This is a genomic window from Glycomyces sp. NRRL B-16210 (assembly GCF_000719515.1).
Taxonomy (GTDB): domain Bacteria; phylum Actinomycetota; class Actinomycetes; order Mycobacteriales; family Micromonosporaceae; genus Glycomyces.
The window spans coordinates 174,557-190,939 of the sequence record NZ_JOGR01000007.1; the positions used below are offsets into that span (position 1 = coordinate 174,557).

The 16,383-nt window shown below is 69.8% G+C and carries 14 protein-coding genes; 2 read left to right on the top strand and 12 right to left on the bottom strand.

Annotation, left to right across the window (positions count from 1 at the left end):
* Nucleotides 1-38 precede the first annotated feature (38 nt).
* The 6 genes from IF12_RS0111360 to IF12_RS0111385 form a co-directional block, all read right to left on the bottom strand.
* Entirely contained in the window at nucleotides 39-2,588 is a 2,550-nt protein-coding gene (locus tag IF12_RS0111360) for a transglycosylase domain-containing protein (protein WP_030158123.1), read from the bottom strand.
* A 594-nt stretch (nucleotides 2,589-3,182) separates the two neighbouring features.
* On the bottom strand, nucleotides 3,183-4,835 hold the full coding sequence (locus IF12_RS0111365) for an FAD-binding dehydrogenase (protein WP_030158125.1): 1,653 nt from the start codon (nucleotides 4,833-4,835) through the stop codon (nucleotides 3,183-3,185).
* A 76-nt stretch (nucleotides 4,836-4,911) separates the two neighbouring features.
* Entirely contained in the window at nucleotides 4,912-5,544 is a 633-nt protein-coding gene (locus IF12_RS0111370; RefSeq protein WP_030158127.1) for a flavin reductase family protein, read from the bottom strand.
* Nucleotides 5,545-5,704: 160 nt separating this feature from the next.
* Nucleotides 5,705-6,190 carry a pyridoxamine 5'-phosphate oxidase family protein gene (locus tag IF12_RS0111375; RefSeq protein ID WP_030158129.1) on the bottom strand — a complete coding sequence of 162 codons (486 nt, stop codon included), beginning with the start codon at nucleotides 6,188-6,190 and terminating at the stop codon, nucleotides 5,705-5,707.
* Between the two features lie 187 nt (nucleotides 6,191-6,377).
* Nucleotides 6,378-7,118 (bottom strand): class I SAM-dependent methyltransferase, encoded by a 741-nt coding sequence (locus tag IF12_RS0111380; RefSeq protein ID WP_030158131.1) that lies wholly within the window; start codon nucleotides 7,116-7,118, stop codon nucleotides 6,378-6,380.
* A 64-nt stretch (nucleotides 7,119-7,182) separates the two neighbouring features.
* Nucleotides 7,183-7,422 carry a hypothetical protein gene (locus IF12_RS0111385; protein ID WP_030158133.1) on the bottom strand — a complete coding sequence of 80 codons (240 nt, stop codon included), beginning with the start codon at nucleotides 7,420-7,422 and terminating at the stop codon, nucleotides 7,183-7,185.
* Between the two features lie 198 nt (nucleotides 7,423-7,620).
* Here IF12_RS0111385 and IF12_RS0111390 point away from each other — a divergent pair, with 198 nt between their 5' ends.
* Nucleotides 7,621-8,241, top strand: coding sequence for a pyridoxamine 5'-phosphate oxidase family protein (locus IF12_RS0111390; protein WP_030158135.1), 621 nt, complete (start codon nucleotides 7,621-7,623; stop codon nucleotides 8,239-8,241).
* A gap of 13 nt (nucleotides 8,242-8,254) precedes the next feature.
* On the opposite strand, the gene IF12_RS0111395 is transcribed toward IF12_RS0111390, so the two are convergent.
* The 5 genes from IF12_RS0111395 to lpdA form a co-directional block, all read right to left on the bottom strand.
* Nucleotides 8,255-9,070: a class I SAM-dependent methyltransferase gene (locus IF12_RS0111395; protein ID WP_030158137.1), complete on the bottom strand. Its 816-nt coding sequence runs from the start codon at nucleotides 9,068-9,070 to the stop codon at nucleotides 8,255-8,257.
* A 59-nt stretch (nucleotides 9,071-9,129) separates the two neighbouring features.
* Complete coding sequence (locus IF12_RS0111400) at nucleotides 9,130-10,098, bottom strand: phosphotransferase (protein ID WP_030158139.1); 969 nt, start codon at nucleotides 10,096-10,098, stop codon at nucleotides 9,130-9,132.
* A gap of 220 nt (nucleotides 10,099-10,318) precedes the next feature.
* Nucleotides 10,319-10,750, bottom strand: a complete 432-nt coding sequence (locus IF12_RS0111405) for a hypothetical protein (protein WP_030158141.1) — start codon at nucleotides 10,748-10,750, stop codon at nucleotides 10,319-10,321.
* 272 nt (nucleotides 10,751-11,022) lie between these two features.
* Entirely contained in the window at nucleotides 11,023-12,762 is a 1,740-nt protein-coding gene (sucB, locus tag IF12_RS0111410) for a 2-oxoglutarate dehydrogenase, E2 component, dihydrolipoamide succinyltransferase (RefSeq protein ID WP_030158142.1), read from the bottom strand.
* Between the two features lie 24 nt (nucleotides 12,763-12,786).
* Nucleotides 12,787-14,172 (bottom strand): dihydrolipoyl dehydrogenase, encoded by a 1,386-nt coding sequence (gene lpdA / locus IF12_RS0111415; RefSeq protein ID WP_030158144.1) that lies wholly within the window; start codon nucleotides 14,170-14,172, stop codon nucleotides 12,787-12,789.
* A 250-nt stretch (nucleotides 14,173-14,422) separates the two neighbouring features.
* Here lpdA and IF12_RS0111420 point away from each other — a divergent pair, with 250 nt between their 5' ends.
* Nucleotides 14,423-14,755 carry a hypothetical protein gene (locus IF12_RS0111420; protein ID WP_030158152.1) on the top strand — a complete coding sequence of 111 codons (333 nt, stop codon included), beginning with the start codon at nucleotides 14,423-14,425 and terminating at the stop codon, nucleotides 14,753-14,755.
* A gap of 108 nt (nucleotides 14,756-14,863) precedes the next feature.
* On the opposite strand, the gene IF12_RS0111425 is transcribed toward IF12_RS0111420, so the two are convergent.
* The gene (locus IF12_RS0111425) at nucleotides 14,864-16,321 is read right to left on the bottom strand and encodes a leucyl aminopeptidase (protein ID WP_035748834.1); all 1,458 of its coding nucleotides are present in this window, start codon (nucleotides 16,319-16,321) and stop codon (nucleotides 14,864-14,866) included.
* Between the last annotated feature and the right edge of the window lie 62 nt (nucleotides 16,322-16,383).

Genomic DNA, 16,383 nt, shown 5'->3' on the forward strand with positions numbered 1-16,383 from the left:
GACGGTCACCCTCCCTCCGGGCCCCTGTTCGTCGTGCCTCAGTCGTCGTCGCGGCCGCGATCGCGGCCGTTGTCCTCGTCCTCACCTGGCGTGCACAGGCCGAGGAACTGCGAGACCGGATCGCAGTCCTCGGACTCCGGCGGCGCCTCCGGGATGCACTTCGAGTCGTGCCGGTTCGCCGCGCAGTAGGCGCTGTCGGTGTCGATGGTGCCGTCGGAGTTGAGGATGTCGTCGAGGATCGGCGAGCCCGAATGCACCGGCTCCCCCCAGTTGTGCGCCTCGTACCCCTTCGCCTCGATCGCGCCGGTCATGAACTGCTTCCACACCGGATAGCTCAGGGTGCCACCGAAGACGTTGTCGGTGCCGCCGTCCTTGTTCAGCAGCGGCGCCGACTCGGCCGTGGCGTTGCCGACCCACGCGGCGATGCTGAGCTGCGGGATCGCGCCGACGTACCAGGTGTGCGCGTTCGCGCCGTCGCCGTACTTCTCCGCGGCCTCCCAGGTCCCGGTCTTGCCGGTGTAGTCCCGTTCGAGCGCGCCGCCGTCGCCGTCGATCTCGGAGCCGACCCACTGGAGGTCGCGCGCGATGCCCTTATCGAGGGCGGAGGTCTCCTGCAAACCGCGGTTCGGCTCGACCGGCTCGCCCTCGCGGTCGTAGACCGCCTCCACGAAGTGGGTCTCGACGTAGGTGCCGTCGTTGGCGATCGTGGCGTACACGGTCGCCATGTCCAGCACCGAGGTCGGGAACTGGCCGAAGCCGATCTCGTAGTCGAACGGGCTGCGCGGGTTGTCGAGGTCGAGCGGGGTCCGGATCGGATTGCGGTCCTCGTCGTAGCCGTTCACCGAGGCCATCGGGTCGAGGTTGCCGTTGACGTCGGTCTCGTAGGTCCCGTCGTCCTTCTCCACGATGTTGTGCACCGAGTAGGTGATGGTGCCGTCGCCCTCGACGTAGAAGCGGTAGATGTCGCCCGAGCTGGTGGCCTGCATGGTCCGCAGGCCCATCCGGATCGCCGTCTCCAGCACCGAGGTCGCGCCGTACTTCTCGGCGATCGCGTACATCGGGGTGTTGCGCGACATGCGGACCGCGTCGGTCAAGGTCAGGTCGAGGTTCTCGGTGCGCCCGGAGTTCTTGACCGCGCCGGCCTCGCCGCGGGCCTCGAACTCGCGCGGCGAGTCGGAGTTCCACCACGAGTCGATCGAGGCGCCCTTCGTGATCGCCGTCGCGGCGGTGATCATCTTGAACGTCGAGGAGGGCGGGTGCGGGTTCTCGATGCCGGCCTTGTCGATGCCCAGGCCGTTGTTGCCGCCGTAGTAGCCGAGGACCCGGCCCGTCCCGGGCTCGACGGCCACGACCGCGTCGGCCATCGACGGGTGGTACTCGTAGAGCGCGGCGTCCTCGTTGTCGTTGTCGAACTCGAAGAAGCCGTCCCCGTTGACGTACTCGGCCGCGGCGTTGCGCTCCTCCACGGGGTTCCCGTCGGCGTCGACGAACTCGCCGTCCTCGTTCGTCTCGCGCCGCAGCTCGCCGCGGCTGGCGGTCAGCTGGGCCTCGGTCTGGATCGCCTTGTCGATGGTGAGGACCACGGTGTAGCCGCCGGTGCCCTTGTCCTTGCCGTAGAAGTCGTTCTGCGTCAGGCCCCAGCGGCGCTCCAGCTCCTCCCACACGTAGCCGTCGGTGGGGTTGGTGATGAAGCCGGTCGGGGTCGCGTGGCCCCACGAACCGGGGTTCTGGAGCGCTTCGAGGGTCTCAGGCATTCCGGCGTCCAACTGCGCCTGGACGTCCGCCAGATCCTCCTCCGACAGGTCGTCCAGCGTCAGCAGCGACTTCATGCCGTGCTCCCACCGGTCCAGCGGGGCGGTGTCCTCCTCCGCGACCAGGCGCGGGTCGAACGAGCCGTCACCGGCCTTGACCTGCATGACCAGGACCATCGCCTCGCCCCAGGTGAGGTCGGCGACCTTCTTGCCGAACCAGGTCTCGGAGGCGGCCGCGATCCCGTAGGCGCCGCGGCCGTAGAAGTTGAGGTTCAGGTAGTGCAGCAGGATGTCCTGCTTGGAGTTCTCCTGCTCCAGCTTCATCGCCATGACCGCCTCCTGGGCCTTGCGGCCGTAGGAGACGTCGTCGCGGATGTCCATGACCATGCCCGCGTACTGCTGGCTGATCGTCGAGGCGCCCTGGGTGTCGCCGCCGGTGATGTTGTTGACCAGGGCGCGCATGGTGCCCTTGTAGTCGACGCCCTCGTGCTTGAAGAAGTCCTTGTCCTCCAGCGCGAGCAGCGACCACACGACCGAGTCGGGGATCTGCTCGTAGTCGTCGATGAGCTTGCGGGTGAACTCCCCGTACCCGGCGACCGTGGTCTCGCCGTCCTGGTACGTGAACGTGGTCGACTCGCCGTACTCGAGGTCCTGGGGCGTGGGGACGCTCTGGAAGAACCAGGCCCCGGCGACGGTGATCGCGCCGAGGATCATCAGGCAGGCCATGATCAGGGCCGCGTAGACGCGGCGCCGGCGCGCCGAGACGCGCTTCTTCTTCTTGCCCTTGTCCTTGCGCCCGGGACCTTCGGTGCCGGGCTTGGGACGGGCGGCCACCACCGAGGCGCGGCCGACGCTGCCGCGAGCGGGCGGACCTCCCGGACCACTTGGCCCCGCAGGGCTCACCGGCGCACCGGGCACTGCCGGCCCTCCAGGACCCGCCGGACCACCAGGACCCGCCGGACCACCAGGACCCGGCGGCACTCCCTGACCGGCCGGCCTTCCCGGCGAACCGGGAACCGCATAGCGCCCCGGGACGGCGGGTCCGCCGGGCGCCCCGAATCCACCGCCGCCTCCGGGACTGCCGGGAACGGCGCGCCCGCCGGGAACCGGGTTCGGAGGACCGGCCGGCGGTTCCGAGTTCGGGCGGTAGTAGTCGCTCATGCTCAACCATCCACGAGTTGTGAGGTGCCGTTCCTCGGCGCGGAGCCTCGAACCGACTTCGACGGGCGTTGCCGTGGAACCGATGGGCCCGGCGGGCACCCGCAGAATCTTGGATGTTAGCGGACCACGCCCGGTAAACGAGGGGTGCTCGGTTCAGCGGGTGAGGAAGGCCGCTTATCGCCCACCTTAGACCGCCACCGCCACACCGGAGCAGGCGCGCCATGGACACGGCATATGAAACTTCGACGATTTCCCCGAAGGTGACGAGGGTTACCCCGAGGCGCGCTCGGCGACACCCCGAGCCGCCCGCCTCCCCGAGAACAGGCACCCCCCGAGGAACGTCCCCTCCAGCGAACGGTAGCCGTGCATCCCGCCGCCGCCGAACCCCGCCGCCTCACCGGCCGCGAACAGCCCCGGCAGCGGCGCCCCGTCCGCCCGCAGCACCCGCCCGTCCAGGTCGGTCTGCAAGCCGCCCAAGGTCTTGCGCGTCAGAAGATTGAGCCGCACGCCGATGAGCGGACCGGCCTTCGGATCCAGGAGCCGATGCGGCGTCGCCACCCGGATGAGCTTGTCCCCCCGGTAGTTCCGCGCCCCCCGCAGCGCCGTGATCTGCAAATCCTTCGTGAACGTGTTCGCCATCTCGGCGTCGCGCGCCTCCACCGCCGCCTTCACCGTCGCGAAGTCCAGCAGGCCCTCGCCGGTGATCCCGTTCATCTTCGCGACCAGCTCCGGCAGCGTCTCGGCCACCGCGAAATCCGCGCCGTGCCGCTTGAACGCCTCCACCGGCCCCGGCGCACCCGGCGTGATCCGCTTGAGCAGCAGCTTCACGTCCTTGCCGGTCAGATCCGGGTTCTGCTCCGAACCCGACAGCGCGAACTCCTTCTCCAGGATCTTCTGCGTCAGCACGAACCACGTGTACTCGTGGCCGGTCGTCATGATGTGCTCCAGCGTCCCGAGCGTGTCGAACCCCGGGAACAGCGGCGCCGGCAGCCGCCTGCCCGTCGCGTCCAGCCACAGCGACGACGGCCCCGGCAGGATCCGGATCCCGTGCCGCGCCCAGATCGGGTCCCAGTTCTCGATGCCCTCGGTGTAATGCCACATCCGGTCGCGGTTGATGAGGTTCGCACCGGCCGACTCCGCGATCCCGAGCATCCGCCCGTCCACGTGCGCCGGCACCCCCGACAGCAGCCGCTTCGGAGCCTTCCCGAGCCGCTCGGGCCAGTGCTCGCGAACCAGGTCGAAGTCGCCCCCGATCCCACCGGAGGTGACCACCACGGCCCCCGCGCTCAACGAGAACTCGCCGAGCGGCTCCCGGTTCGTGGCGACGCCCCTCGCGGACCCGTCGGGGGACAGGAGCGTGCCCGACACGCCCGTCACCGCCCCGTCGGTCACCGTGAGCGCATCGACCCGATGGCGGAACCGCAACCGCACCTTGCCCTCGTCCGCCGCCGCGCGCACCAGCCGCGCGAACGGCTCGACGATCCCCGGCCCCGTGCCCCACGTGATGTGAAAGCGCGGCACCGAGTTCCCGTGCCCCTGCGCCGTATAGCCCCCGCGCTCGGCCCAGCCGACCACCGGGAAGAACCGCACTCCCAGACCGTGCAGCCAGGCCCGCTTCTCACCGGAGGCGAAGTCCACGTACGCCTCGGCCCACTTGCGCGGCCACTCGTCCTCGGGACGGTCGAACCCGGCCGTGCCCGACCAGTCCTGCCAGGCCAGATCGCGCGAGTCCTTGACGCCCATGCGCCGCTGCTCGGGCGAGTCGACCAGGAACAGCCCGCCGAAGGACCAGAACGCCTGCCCGCCGAACGACTGCTCGCCCTCCTGATCCAGGAGCGTGACCGACCTCCCGAGCCGGACCAGCTCGGCCGCGGCCGTCAACCCGGCCAGACCGGCCCCCACCACGATGACGTCACTGTCCATGGCTCGCGCCTTCCCAAGCAGCAGATACGGCGCCTACCGGCGCGTAGGGGAGATATACCAGGACCCGGACCAGCCGTCAACCAGTCGCGAGCCCCACCGAACCATGCGGCATCCCCCACGCCGCCGCCAGCGCCGACGGACCCACATTCGCGCCACCGCCGAAGAACTCGCAGAACTTCATGATCAACGGGTCCCACCCGACCGGGTCCACATGGTCGGTCCCCGGGATCAGCAGCCGCTCCTCGACATGCGACCGGACCACCGCGACCTCGAAGGCGCTGGCCGAACCGGCGAACGGGTGCACGCTCACCACCCGGCACTCGAGCTGGACGGGGCACTCGCGCACCCGCGGCGCGGCGACGACCTCGGAGGCCTGCGGCGTGAGCCCGGCCGCCCCGAACTTGTCGGGCTCGAACCGGTACCCCTTGGCGGCCTTGCGTTCCGGGACCGGATCGGCGCCGGTCAACGGCGCCAACCGATCGACGGCCCCGGCCAGGTCCGAAGGCACCAGGTTGAGCACGCATTCGCGCTCGCGCGACAGGTTCGCCGTCGTCTGCGACCGGTTCCCCATCCCGAGCATGCACGACTGCTGGAGCCACCACGCCGAGGACATCGGCGCGAGATTCGCCGACCCGTCGGCGTTCCGACTGCTGATCAGCACCACGGGCGTCCCGAAGTACAGCACTTTGAGGTCAGGACTGACATGCACGATTGGGCCCTCCGAAGCGATCGTCTTGAACCGCTCAAGCCAACCCGCTGCGTGCACCGGGCGCTGGCCGGAGAACGACGTCGCGTCGGCCGCGCCGGCGGCGCGATGCAGGGCGGCCGCGAGTTCGCAGGTCGATGCGGCACTGGAGGTTCCGGAGCGGTCAGAGGGAGACTTTTCGGCGGGTGTCCACTCCTGTGCCGAATTCGGGGTCGCCTCCTCGGATGAGCACCGAGTGCTCGGTGACCTCGGCGCGGTAGAGGCGGTAGGGCGCGGCGCCGGTCAGCTCGCCCGGCGCGAAGTACTTCAGCTCGGGGTACCGGGAGGCGTAGCGCTCGGCCGCGGCCGGGATCTCCTCCTCGGGGACCTCCGCCGCGTCGCCGCGCATGTAGACCGCGCCGGCCTCCCCGATCGCGGCCTGCGAGTCGAAGACGACGATAGCCACCGCTGACCGCTCGGCGAGGTTGAGCGAGTGCCGGGCCGTGGGCGAGGAGACCCAGTACAGCTCGCCGTAGCCCTTCGGCGTGAAGAACACCGGTGAGGCCCATGGCGAACCGTCCTCGTCGGCGGTCGCCAGGGTCATGTACTTGTTGGCGTCGACGATGTCCCGGGCGAGGGCTTCGAGGCGCTCCTGCGGGTCGGTGCTCATCGCGCGCCCCCGGCGTGGAGGCCCGTCGAATTCGGGATCGCTGCGATGTCCTTGCCCATACCGGCTCCTCGTCCTGCCCGCAGGCACCGTGATTCCTGCTTTCACGTACGGACGAGGCCTGATCCGCCGATTCATCGCGCGGCGCGGATCTTTTTCTGAAGTTCTCGTGATCGGTTGTGGCGCAGGCTCAGTCGTGCTTCTCCCAGACCGAGACGTGGCTTCGGCTCTCGTGGGCGAACGGCGCTCCCGACCAGTCGGCCCAGCGGTGGCGCAGCCGCATCCCGGCGATGCGCGCCATCAGGTCGAGCTCGGACGGCCACACGTACCGGAACGGGACCGACCGATAGCGGCCGGTGCCGTCCTCGAGGACGGTGACGTAGTTCGAGCTCATCTGCTGTGTGGCGCAGTCGTAGAGGTCGAAGGCGACCCTGCCGGGCTCGGTCGTGAACGGCACGGCCCGCTGCCCGGGCGGGAGCAGCCGCAGGTCCGGCACGCCGGTCTCGATGACGAAGCGCCCGCCCGGTTCGAGGTGCGCGGCGGCGTTCTGGAAGCACGCGACCTGCGCCTCCTGCGAGGTGAGGTTCAGGATCGTGTTGAACACCAGGTAGACCACCCGGAACTCGCCCTCGACGCGGGTCGAGGCGATGTCGCCTATGGCGACGTCGATGTCCCTCCCTCCCGGTTTGGCGCGCAGTTGCGCGGTCATGTCCGCCGACAGGTCGATGCCGCTCACCGGGACCCCGCGCGCCGCCAGCGGGAGCGCGATCCTGCCCGTCCCCGAGGCGAATTCGAGCGCGCGTCCCTCGCCCGCGAGTTCGGCGAGCACCGCGACGACCGGATCGACCTTCTCCGGGACGAACATGTCGGCGGAGCTCTGGTCGTAGGAGGCCGCCGCGCTGCCGCTGAAGTGGTCCACGAGTTCGCTCATCGGCGGATCGTATCGACCGGGACCGGCCGCGGGCCAAGGTTTTTCCAGGGGCCCGCGGCGACGCCTACGGTTCGGGCGGCACCGCCCTCCAGGCCGCTTGGCGCAGTTGGCCGACGAGGTAGTCCGCGGCGGTCTCGATCTCCTCCCGGCTGAGGTGGTCGTCGATCCGGTTCGCGGCGATGCGCGTGAGGATCAGGATGTTCAGCGCCGTCTCGCGCAGCAGTTGCGGGAGCGGCGTGCGGTGCCGGGCCCCGGCGAGGGCGGTGATCGCGTCGGAGAGTCGGTCGAGTTCGGGTGCGTCCATGAGTCCTCCTCTGAAATTGTGCCGAGGTGGTGACCCTCGGTATGGAAAGCGTAGATCCGCCCACCGACATTTCCGTGAGTCGGTTCTTCGTCCAATGGGTCTGGTGCATATGGACCGAAACGAATATGCTTGTTGTACGAGTATTTTCGTCCAGCCGTGCGCCGATGGGCGGTTCCGCGCGGGGAATCGGAGGAGACGGTGGACTACATCAGTTCGCGCGAGGAGCTGCGCGCGGTGTACAAGACGCCGGATGCGGCGGACGTCGCGGTTCGCAAGGAGCTGCGGCGCCTGGACGGCCACTGCCGGTCCTTCATCGCGCGGAGCCCATTCATGTTGATCGGTTCCTCGGACGGCGACGGCAGCGCCGACGTGACGCCCAGAGGCGACAGGCCGGGCTTCGCGGCGGTGCTCGACGACCGCACCATCGCCGTTCCGGACCGGCCCGGCAACAACCGGCTCGACACGCTGGAGAACATCGTCCGCAATCCGGCGGTCGGCCTGCTCTTCCTCATCCCCGGCATGAACGAGACGCTGCGGGTGAACGGCGATGCGAGGATCACGATCGACGCCTCGCTCCGCGAGCGCATGGCGGTCGAGGGGAAGCCGGCGGTCAGCGTGGTCCTGGTGACCGTGAAGGCCGCCTACATGCACTGCGCCAAGGCCTTCATGCGCTCCAAGCTGTGGAAGCCCGAAAGCTGGCCCGACCGCGACGCGCTGCCGACGCTCGGCCGGATCTTCCGCGACCAGCTCGCCGTCGACGACACGGCCGACGAGACCGACCAACGTCTCGACGAGGCCTACAAGAAGACGCTCTGGTGACGCGACCGGCGACTCAGGCCCTGGCGAGGATCTCTCCGTGCGGGATCATCAACCAGCCCTCAGGGTCGGCGGCCCAGCGCTTCCATTCGTCCGAGATCGCCTGCAACTCGGGCTGAGTCGCGAATCCGCCCGCGACCGCCTGCTTCGCGAAGTCCGAGTGCAGGCTCCTTTCGGCCCACAGGCCGCCCCACCAGTTCCGTTCCGCCTCAGTCGAGAAGGTCCAGGTCGACGTGGTCGCCGTGACCGATGCTTCAGCGAATCCCGCTCGCAGCGCCCACGCCTTCAAGCGCCGACCCGCGTCCGGTTCGCCGCCTCCCGCCCGCGCGACCTCTTCGTACAGTTCCAACCACTTCGTCAGACCAGTCGACTCGGGGAACCACGTGAACGCCCGGTAGTCGCTGTCGCGCACCGCCACCACGCCGCCCGGCCTCGCGACCCGCCGCATCTCCCGCAGCGCCTGTACCGGGTCCCCGACGTGCTGGAGCACCTGGTGGGCGTGCACCACGTCGAAGGTGTCGTCCTCGAATTCGAGCCGGTGCACGTCCGCCACCCCGAAGTCCATGTTCACGAGTCCCCGCGACCGGGCCTCCTTCGCCGCCTGCTCCACGATGCCCGGCGCGTAGTCGACCGCCGTCACGTGGCCCTCCGGCGCCAGCGCCGCGAGATCGGCCGAGATCGTGCCGGGCCCGCAACCGATGTCGAGGACTCGATCCTCGGCCTTCAGCTCCGGCAGCAGGTACGCCGCCGAGTTCTCCGCCGTTCGCCAAGTGTGCGAACGCAGGACCGACTCGTGGTGGCCGTGGATGTAGGTCGCAGTCTCTTTCGCCATGGAAAGACCCTACCGAGCGGTATCTAGAATGTGGGAGCTCATTCCCGAATACCGGTACGTCACCAGCCTCGGCGCAGGGCGAGCCAGTCGGCCGCCGCCAGGCCGCTCCATCTCTGGTGCGCGCGCAGGTACGGCGACACGTCCGGGATCGGCGGATCGATCGCCTGGGCCAGGTAGTAGCCCGCGATCGAGGTGAGCGCGGTGTCCAGTTCCTCGCCACTGACGCCTTCGGCGGTCGGGTGGGCCCGGAACAGCGCGTCCGCGTCGTGCCCGTCGCCGTGGGCGGCGACGAGGAGGCACACGGTGTCGAACCACGGCGAATGGACCTGCACCCAGTTCCAGTCGCAGATCCAGGCCCGGTCGGCGCCCAGGATCATGTTGTCGGGGCGCAGGTCGAAGTGCATCACGGCGTCGGCGGTCATGGCCGCGTCGATGCCGCGTTCGAGTTCCGCCAGCTCGTCGACGCGGCCTTCGAGCGCCGGCGGCACCGGGAACGGCTCGTCCTCGCCCGAGGCCACGGCCGCGAAGCGGCGCAGGTTCCGGTCGATCGGGACGGCGCTGACGCCGAGGTCGAGCAGCCGCTTCGGGGCCGGGGTGAGATGCGTGGCGGCCTCGGCCCAGGCGTCGAGCATGAGGGCGAGGTCGCGCGGCGTCATGGGAAGGGTCGGGGCGCGGCCCTCGACGGTCTCGAAGCCGAGGACGGTCCAGTCCTCGAAGTCCGCCGCGAATTCGAGGCGCGGGGCCGGGATCCCTTCGGGGAGCGCCGGGTTGACGCGGGCCTCCTGCCGGTAGGCCGCGAGGGCGAAGGCCTTGTCGCTGCCGGCGGCCTTGACGAACAGCTCGGCGCCCGAATCGGCGCGGACCCGGGCGGCGAAGCCGCCGCTGAAGCCGCCTCCGGCCATGCGGATGTCGGCGGGCGCGCCGCCGAGCTCGGCGGTGACGCGTTCGCGCACATGGGGAGGCAGGGTCTCCCAGGTGTCGCGGACGGCAGTGGCGTCGTACGGGATCGCGGGTCCGAATCGGGACATGACGAGAGTGTCGCCGTTGTGGTGGCTCGGGTGCAATCGCTTTAGGCGAGGGGGCGAGGGGGCCGGCGCGGCTTGGCCGCGAAGGTGAACGGCGGTTCCGGGGCGAATCGGGCGTTCTCAGGCGCCCCCGAATCAAGGGTGCCCTAAGGGTCCGACATCGTGCCGCAATGGAGACCCCTCGGCGCCGTGGTGGGGACGGCGGCGAGGGGCCGGCTCCATTCTAGGCGTTCGCGAGCAAAGAGGGAATCACCACTGGGAGTACATAGCAGCCGATATCGCCGACCGCGCTGTAGGTGAGCGCCCAGCGCGCCGTCCTGGCGTCGCGGCACAGCACCACGAAGGCCACCATGCAGCTCAGCGCCCGCTGCGCGTCGGTGAGGAAGCGGAGCCACGACTCGGCTTGCGCCGGATCGGGTTCGAGCACGGCATCGAACAGGATCGCCACGAGGCGCTCGCCGTCCTTGGAATAGGCCGCCGCGACGCAGACGCGGAGCCTGCTGGAGGGTTCGGGGACGGCGAGGGTCCTGCGGCTGACGGTGATGCTGTCGTAGTCGGGGAGTGCGGGGCCTTCGGTGCAGTGGTACAGCTCGGTGGCGAATTCGGGGCGCGTCTCCATCAGCATGGCGAGGAGTTCGTTGTACTCGATCGGCATTCGAGTTCCTAACTTCCGCATGGGGTCACAAACGGTGGGTTGTAGGAAGAACGAGGACACGAGTTTCCGGTTACGGGTTACCGCCCCGTATTGCGGACGCAGATCGCCGATGCAGCGTTTCGTATGAGGCGCAGGGCGATCCCCGGTGCGCGAAGGCCACAGGCATACGCGTGCGTCGATGTCTTCTGTCGCGGCCGGTTCTGCCGCGAGAGACGCCGCAGGGGCGCGGCGGGATCGATCCCGCCGCGCCCCTGCGCTCGTTCGCTTCCGGGCTACAGGCCCAGCTGGTGCTCGAAGTTGCCCTCTTCGATGCGCTTGGTGACCGCTTCGAGGTAGCGGGCCGCGTCGGCACCGTCGATGAGGCGGTGGTCGTAGCTCAGCGTGAGGTGCATGACCGAGCGCACCGCGATGACCTCGCCCAGCTCCGGGTCGTTGATCACGCGGGGGCGCTTGACGATCGCGGCCGTGCCGAGGATCGCCGACTGCCCCAGCGGCACGATCGGCGTGTCGAACAGGGCGCCCACCGAGCCGGTGTTGGTGATCGTGAAGGTCCCGCCGAACAGGTCGTCGGGCGCCAGGCCGCCTTCGCGGGCCTTCTTGGCGATCTCGGCGATCCGCTTGGCCAGGCCCGGGATGTTCAGGTCGCCGGCGTTCTTGACGACCGGGACGATGAGGCCCTTCGGCGTGTCCACCGCGAAGCCCACGTGCTCGGCGTCGGGGTAGGTGATCGTCTTCTCCTCCAGGTTCATGGAGGCGTTGACGATCGGGTACTGCTGGAGCGCCTCGATCGCGGCGATCGAGAAGAACGGCAGGAAGGAGAGCTTCACGCCGTGGCGGGCGAGGAACTCGTCCTTCTTGGCCGCGCGGAGCTTCGCCACCTTCGTGACGTCCACTTCGCGCACGGTCGTGAGCTGCGCGGTGGTGGTCATCGACTGGAGCAGGGCCTTGGCCGCGGACTGGCGCAGGCGGCTCATCTTCTCGGTGCGTCCGCGCAGCGGGCTGACCTCGGCCGGGGCCGGTGCGGCCTTCGCCGGGGCGGCCTTCTCTGCGGGCGCCGGGGCCTTCTTGGCGTCGATGACGGCCTGGACGTCCTCCTTGCGGACGCGTCCGCCCACACCGGAGCCGGTGACCTCGGAGAGGTCCACGCCGTTGTCGGAGGCGAGCTTTCGCACCAGCGGCGTCACGTAGGAGCCCGAGGGCTTCGACGCGGACGGCGCGGCGACCGGGGCCGCGGCGGCGACCGGTGCCTCGGCGACTTCGGGCTCGGCCGGGGTCGGGTGCGTCGGCGAGGAGTCCGCCTGGGACGCCTCGGCCTTCGGCTCGGGTTCGGACTTCACCGACGGGGTCGGCTCGGACTCGGGCTCCGAAGCGGCCGGGGCCGCGTCGCCGGAGCCGATGACCGCGAGCACGGAACCGACCTCGGCGGTCTCGTCCTCGTTCACGCGGATCTCCAGCAGCGTGCCGGCGGCCGGCGAGGGGATCTCCGTGTCGACCTTGTCGGTCGAGATCTCCAGGAGCGGCTCGTCCACCTCGACGGTGTCGCCGACGGCCTTGAGCCACTGCGTGACCGTGCCCTCGGTGACCGACTCGCCCAGTTCGGGGAGGACCACGTCGGTGCCGGAGGCCGCACCGGAGGAGGCCGGGGCCTCCTTCTCGGACGAGGCCTCGGCGGGCTCGGGCTCAGGTTCGGGTTCGGCCTTGGTCTCCTCGGCCTCGGGCTCGGGCAGCGGTTCCTGCTCGGGCTTCGAGGGGGCGTCGTCGCCGCCGGCCTCGGACGGGTCGCCGATGATCGCCAGCTCGCCGCCGACCTCGACATCGGCGTCCTCGGGCGCGACGATCTTCAGCAGCACCCCGGCGACCGGCGAGGGCACCTCGGTGTCCACTTTGTCGGTCGAGACCTCCAGAAGGGGCTCGTCGACCTCGACGGTGTCGCCCTCCTGCTTGAGCCACTGCGTGACGGTCCCCTCGGTGACCGACTCACCGAGGGCGGGCATCGTTACCGATGTCGGCATCGTTCGTTCAACTCCTGCGTGTGCTTAGTCGTGGGCGTGCAGCGGCTTGCCGGCCAGCAGCATCGCCGCTTCACCGATCGCTTCGTTCTGGGTCGGGTGCATGTGGATGAGGTTCGCGACGTCGGTCGCGTAGGCCTCCCAGTTGTAGATCAGCTCCGCTTCGCCGATCTGCTCGGAGATGCGGGCGCCGACCATGTGGACGCCGACGATCGGGCCGTCCTCGACCGCGACGAGCTTGACGAAGCCCTGGGTCTTGAGGATGTTGGACTTGCCGTTGCCCGCGAGGTTGTAGTTGACCGACTTGATCTTGTCGGCGCCGTACCGCTCCTTCGCCTTGTCCTCGTTGAGGCCCATGGAGGCCACCTCGGGCTCGGTGAAGGTCACGCGGGGGATGCCGGTCTCGTCGATCGGGGCCGGGTCGAGCCCGGCGATGTGCTCGGCGACGAAGATGCCCTGGAGGAAGCCGCGGTGCGCGAGCTGGATGCCGGGGACGATGTCGCCGACGGCGTAGACGCTGGGGACGCTGGTCTGGAGGTGCTCGTTCGTCGGCACGAAGCCGCGGTCGAGGGTGATGCCCTGCTCCTCGTAGCCGAGGCCGTCGGTGACCGGGCCGCGCCCGACCGCGACGAGCACGAGGTCGCCTTCGACGACCTTGCCGCCCTGGATCGTGACCTGCACGCCCGAGGCGGTCTTCTCGACCTTCTCGAAGAACTTGCCGGTGTGGAACTTGATGCCCCGCTTGCGGAAGGCGCGTTCGAGCTGCTTGGAGGAGTCGGCGTCCTCGGCCGCGATGAGGCGGGGGAGGCCTTCGATGATCTCGACCTCGACGCCCAGGGACTTCCAGGCGGAGGCGAACTCGACGCCGATGACGCCGCCGCCGATGACGATGGCCCTGTTCGGCAGCTCGGTGAGTTCGAGCGCGTGCTCGGAGGCGATGATCTTCTCGCCGTCGATCTCCAGGCCCGGGAGGGTCTTGGAGTAGGAGCCGGTGGCGAGCACCACGTGCTTGCCGGTGACCTTGCGGCCGTCGACTTCGACCGCGTTCGGGCCGACGAGCTTGCCGGTGCCCTGGATGAACTCGACCTTGTGGGCCTTCACCAGGCCCTGGAGGCCCTTGTACAGCTTGGAGACGACGTCGTCCTTGTACTTCTTGACCGCCGGCATGTCCACGCCCTTGAATTCGGCGAGGATGCCGAACTGCTCGGATTCGCGGGCGGTGTCGGCGACCTCGCCGGCGTGGAGCAGGGCCTTGGTGGGGATGCAGCCGCGGTGCAGACAGGTGCCGCCGACCTTGTCCTTCTCGATCAAGGCCACCGACAGCCCCAGCTCGGCCGCGCGGAACGCGCAGGCGTAGCCGCCGCTGCCGCCGCCCAGGATGACCACGTCGAATCCTGCGTTCGGGTCGCTCATTGCTCTCCCCACTCGTCTCTGCACATGTACGGCTCCGCAAGCGTCGCCGTGACTGCCTTAGGTACGGAGCCCATCCTTCCACCGGACGCGACTCGTGGTCGCCCAGACCCGATGGTTGGAGTGTGCAACACCATTCAACCGCTTGCCGCGAGCATTCGGAAAGTCCTGTCCCTGTGCGGCTCGACACAGGCGCCGTAGTGCATGTGTACGCTTGAAGATCGACGCCTCGACGGGTGCGGAAGGAGCGGCTGTGGGCTGGTTCGGAAGGAAGAAGAAGCAGGATAGCGGGACGTTGGACCGGGCATCGGACAATGCCGACCAGCGTCATCTCATCGAGTTCATCAAGACGCGCACCGGGGTCGAGGCCTACATAGAGCCCAAGACCACCGTCACCGCGACCACCGTCATGCTCATCGCGCACGACGGCGAGTGGACCCGGCGCCGCGTGGACGGGCCGGCCGGGGCCTTCGCCTTGGGCCGCAAGCAGAGCATCCCGGTGTACGAGGTCGCCAAGACCGGATACCCCCAGCGCAAGCGCGACTTCGACGCTCGCAAGAAGCTGGAGCGCCAGCGCAACCAGTAGCCCCTGCCGGTCGCGCGCTGCTTCGACGCACTGCGCTGCGAGCGACGCCCCGCCACCCGGCATGAGAACGGGGCCCGGCTCAAGCCGGGCCCCGTTCCACGTGCGCCGCTACGACGCGTGCTCCTCCAGGGCCGCCACGAGGGTCCGCACCGGGAAGCCCGTCGCGCCCTTGGCGATGTACCCGTACGCCGAGTCGGCGTCGGCGGGCCCGGCGATGTCCAGGTGCGCCCAGGGGAGCTCCTCGGGCACGAACTTCGACAGGAAGATCCCGCCCTGGATCATGTGGCCGTCGCGCTTGAGACCGGTCGCGCACTGTGACACGTCCGCGATGGAGGACTCCATGAGCTTGACGAGGTCCTCGGGGAAGGGCATCGGCCAGCCGTGCTCGCCGGTGTCCTCGCCGATGCGCCGGATCCGCTCGGTCTCATCGTCGGTCCCCATGAGCCCCATGGTCCGCTTGCCGAGGGCCACGACCTGCCCGCCGGTGAGCGTCGCGACGTCGTAGAGCGCGTCCGGCTCGTCCTCGACGGCGCGCGAGATCGCGTCGGCGAGCACCAGGCGGCCCTCCGCGTCGGTGTTGAGCACCTCCACGGTCTTCCCGTTGCGGATGGTGATCACATCGGAGGGACGGTACGAGGAGCCCGAGAGCATGTTCTCGGCCAGCGCCACGGTGCACGTGACGTTGACGTTCAGGCCCAGCTTCGCGGCGGCGACGGTCGCGCCGACCACGGCCGCGGCACCGGCCATGTCGCCCTTCATGTCCCACATGCCCGCGACCGGCTTGATGGAGATGCCGCCGGAGTCGAAGGTGATGCCCTTGCCGACGAGCGCGACGTGCCTGGTCGCGCCTTCGGGCCGGTAGGACAGGCGCACCAGGCGCGGCTCGGCCGAGGAGCCGCCGCCGACGGCGAGCACGCCGCCGTAGCCGCCGGCCGAGAGCGCCTCGGCGTCGAGGATCTCGACTTCGAGTCCCGCTTCTACGGCGGCCTGCTGGATCTCGATCGCGAACGTCGGCGGGCGCAGCAGGTTCGCGGGGGTGTCGGCCCAGTCCTTGACGAGCGCGACGCTCTCGGCGAGCGCGCGGGCACTGTCGATCGCGGCCTCGCCGGCGCCGTAGACGCCGACGGTCTCCGGTGCGGCGTCGCCGCCGCCGTCGGTCTTGTAGCCCTCGAACCGGTAGGCGCCCAGGGCCGCGCCGACGGCGGTGGCCTCGGGGTCGCCCTCGAAGGCGATGGCGACGCTCTCCTGGCCGAACGCGGCGCGCACGGCGGTGCCGGCGGCGCGGCGCAGGGTCTCGTCGTCGAGGTCCTCGGCGTCGCCGAGGCCGACGGCGTACACGAGCGTGGCGGTCAGGCCCTCGGGCGCGGGCAGGCGGGTGAGGGAGGCGGCGGCGCCGGTGTTGCCGAGGGCGGCGAGCTGCTCGGCCAGGCGTCCGCCGAAGGCGGCGTCGACGCCCGCGAGGCTCTCGGGGATCTCGGGGGCGTCCTCGCCGGAGAAGACGCCGAAGACGAGCACGGCCGCCTCCGCGGCGGCGGCGTCGCCGGAGGCGCTGATCAGATCGGTCACGATCCATCCTTAGGTGTGCGGGAACTCGGGGACCAAATGCTCCGATCCTAACCACTGAGACG

Bases quoted from the DNA above. Each gene is read 5' to 3' on its own strand.
- IF12_RS0111365 (WP_030158125.1), bottom strand. From the start codon at position 4,835: ATGGACAGTGACGTCATCGTGGTGGGGGCCGGTCTGGCCGGGTTGACG.
- IF12_RS0111375 (WP_030158129.1), bottom strand. From the start codon at position 6,190: ATGAGCACCGACCCGCAGGAGCGCCTCGAAGCCCTCGCCCGGGACATC.
- IF12_RS0111380 (WP_030158131.1), bottom strand. From the start codon at position 7,118: ATGAGCGAACTCGTGGACCACTTCAGCGGCAGCGCGGCGGCCTCCTAC.
- IF12_RS0111385 (WP_030158133.1), bottom strand. From the start codon at position 7,422: ATGGACGCACCCGAACTCGACCGACTCTCCGACGCGATCACCGCCCTC.
- IF12_RS0111395 (WP_030158137.1), bottom strand. From the start codon at position 9,070: ATGGCGAAAGAGACTGCGACCTACATCCACGGCCACCACGAGTCGGTC.
- IF12_RS0111400 (WP_030158139.1), bottom strand. From the start codon at position 10,098: ATGTCCCGATTCGGACCCGCGATCCCGTACGACGCCACTGCCGTCCGC.
- IF12_RS0111405 (WP_030158141.1), bottom strand. From the start codon at position 10,750: ATGCCGATCGAGTACAACGAACTCCTCGCCATGCTGATGGAGACGCGC.
- sucB (WP_030158142.1), bottom strand. From the start codon at position 12,762: ATGCCGACATCGGTAACGATGCCCGCCCTCGGTGAGTCGGTCACCGAG.
- lpdA (WP_030158144.1), bottom strand. From the start codon at position 14,172: ATGAGCGACCCGAACGCAGGATTCGACGTGGTCATCCTGGGCGGCGGC.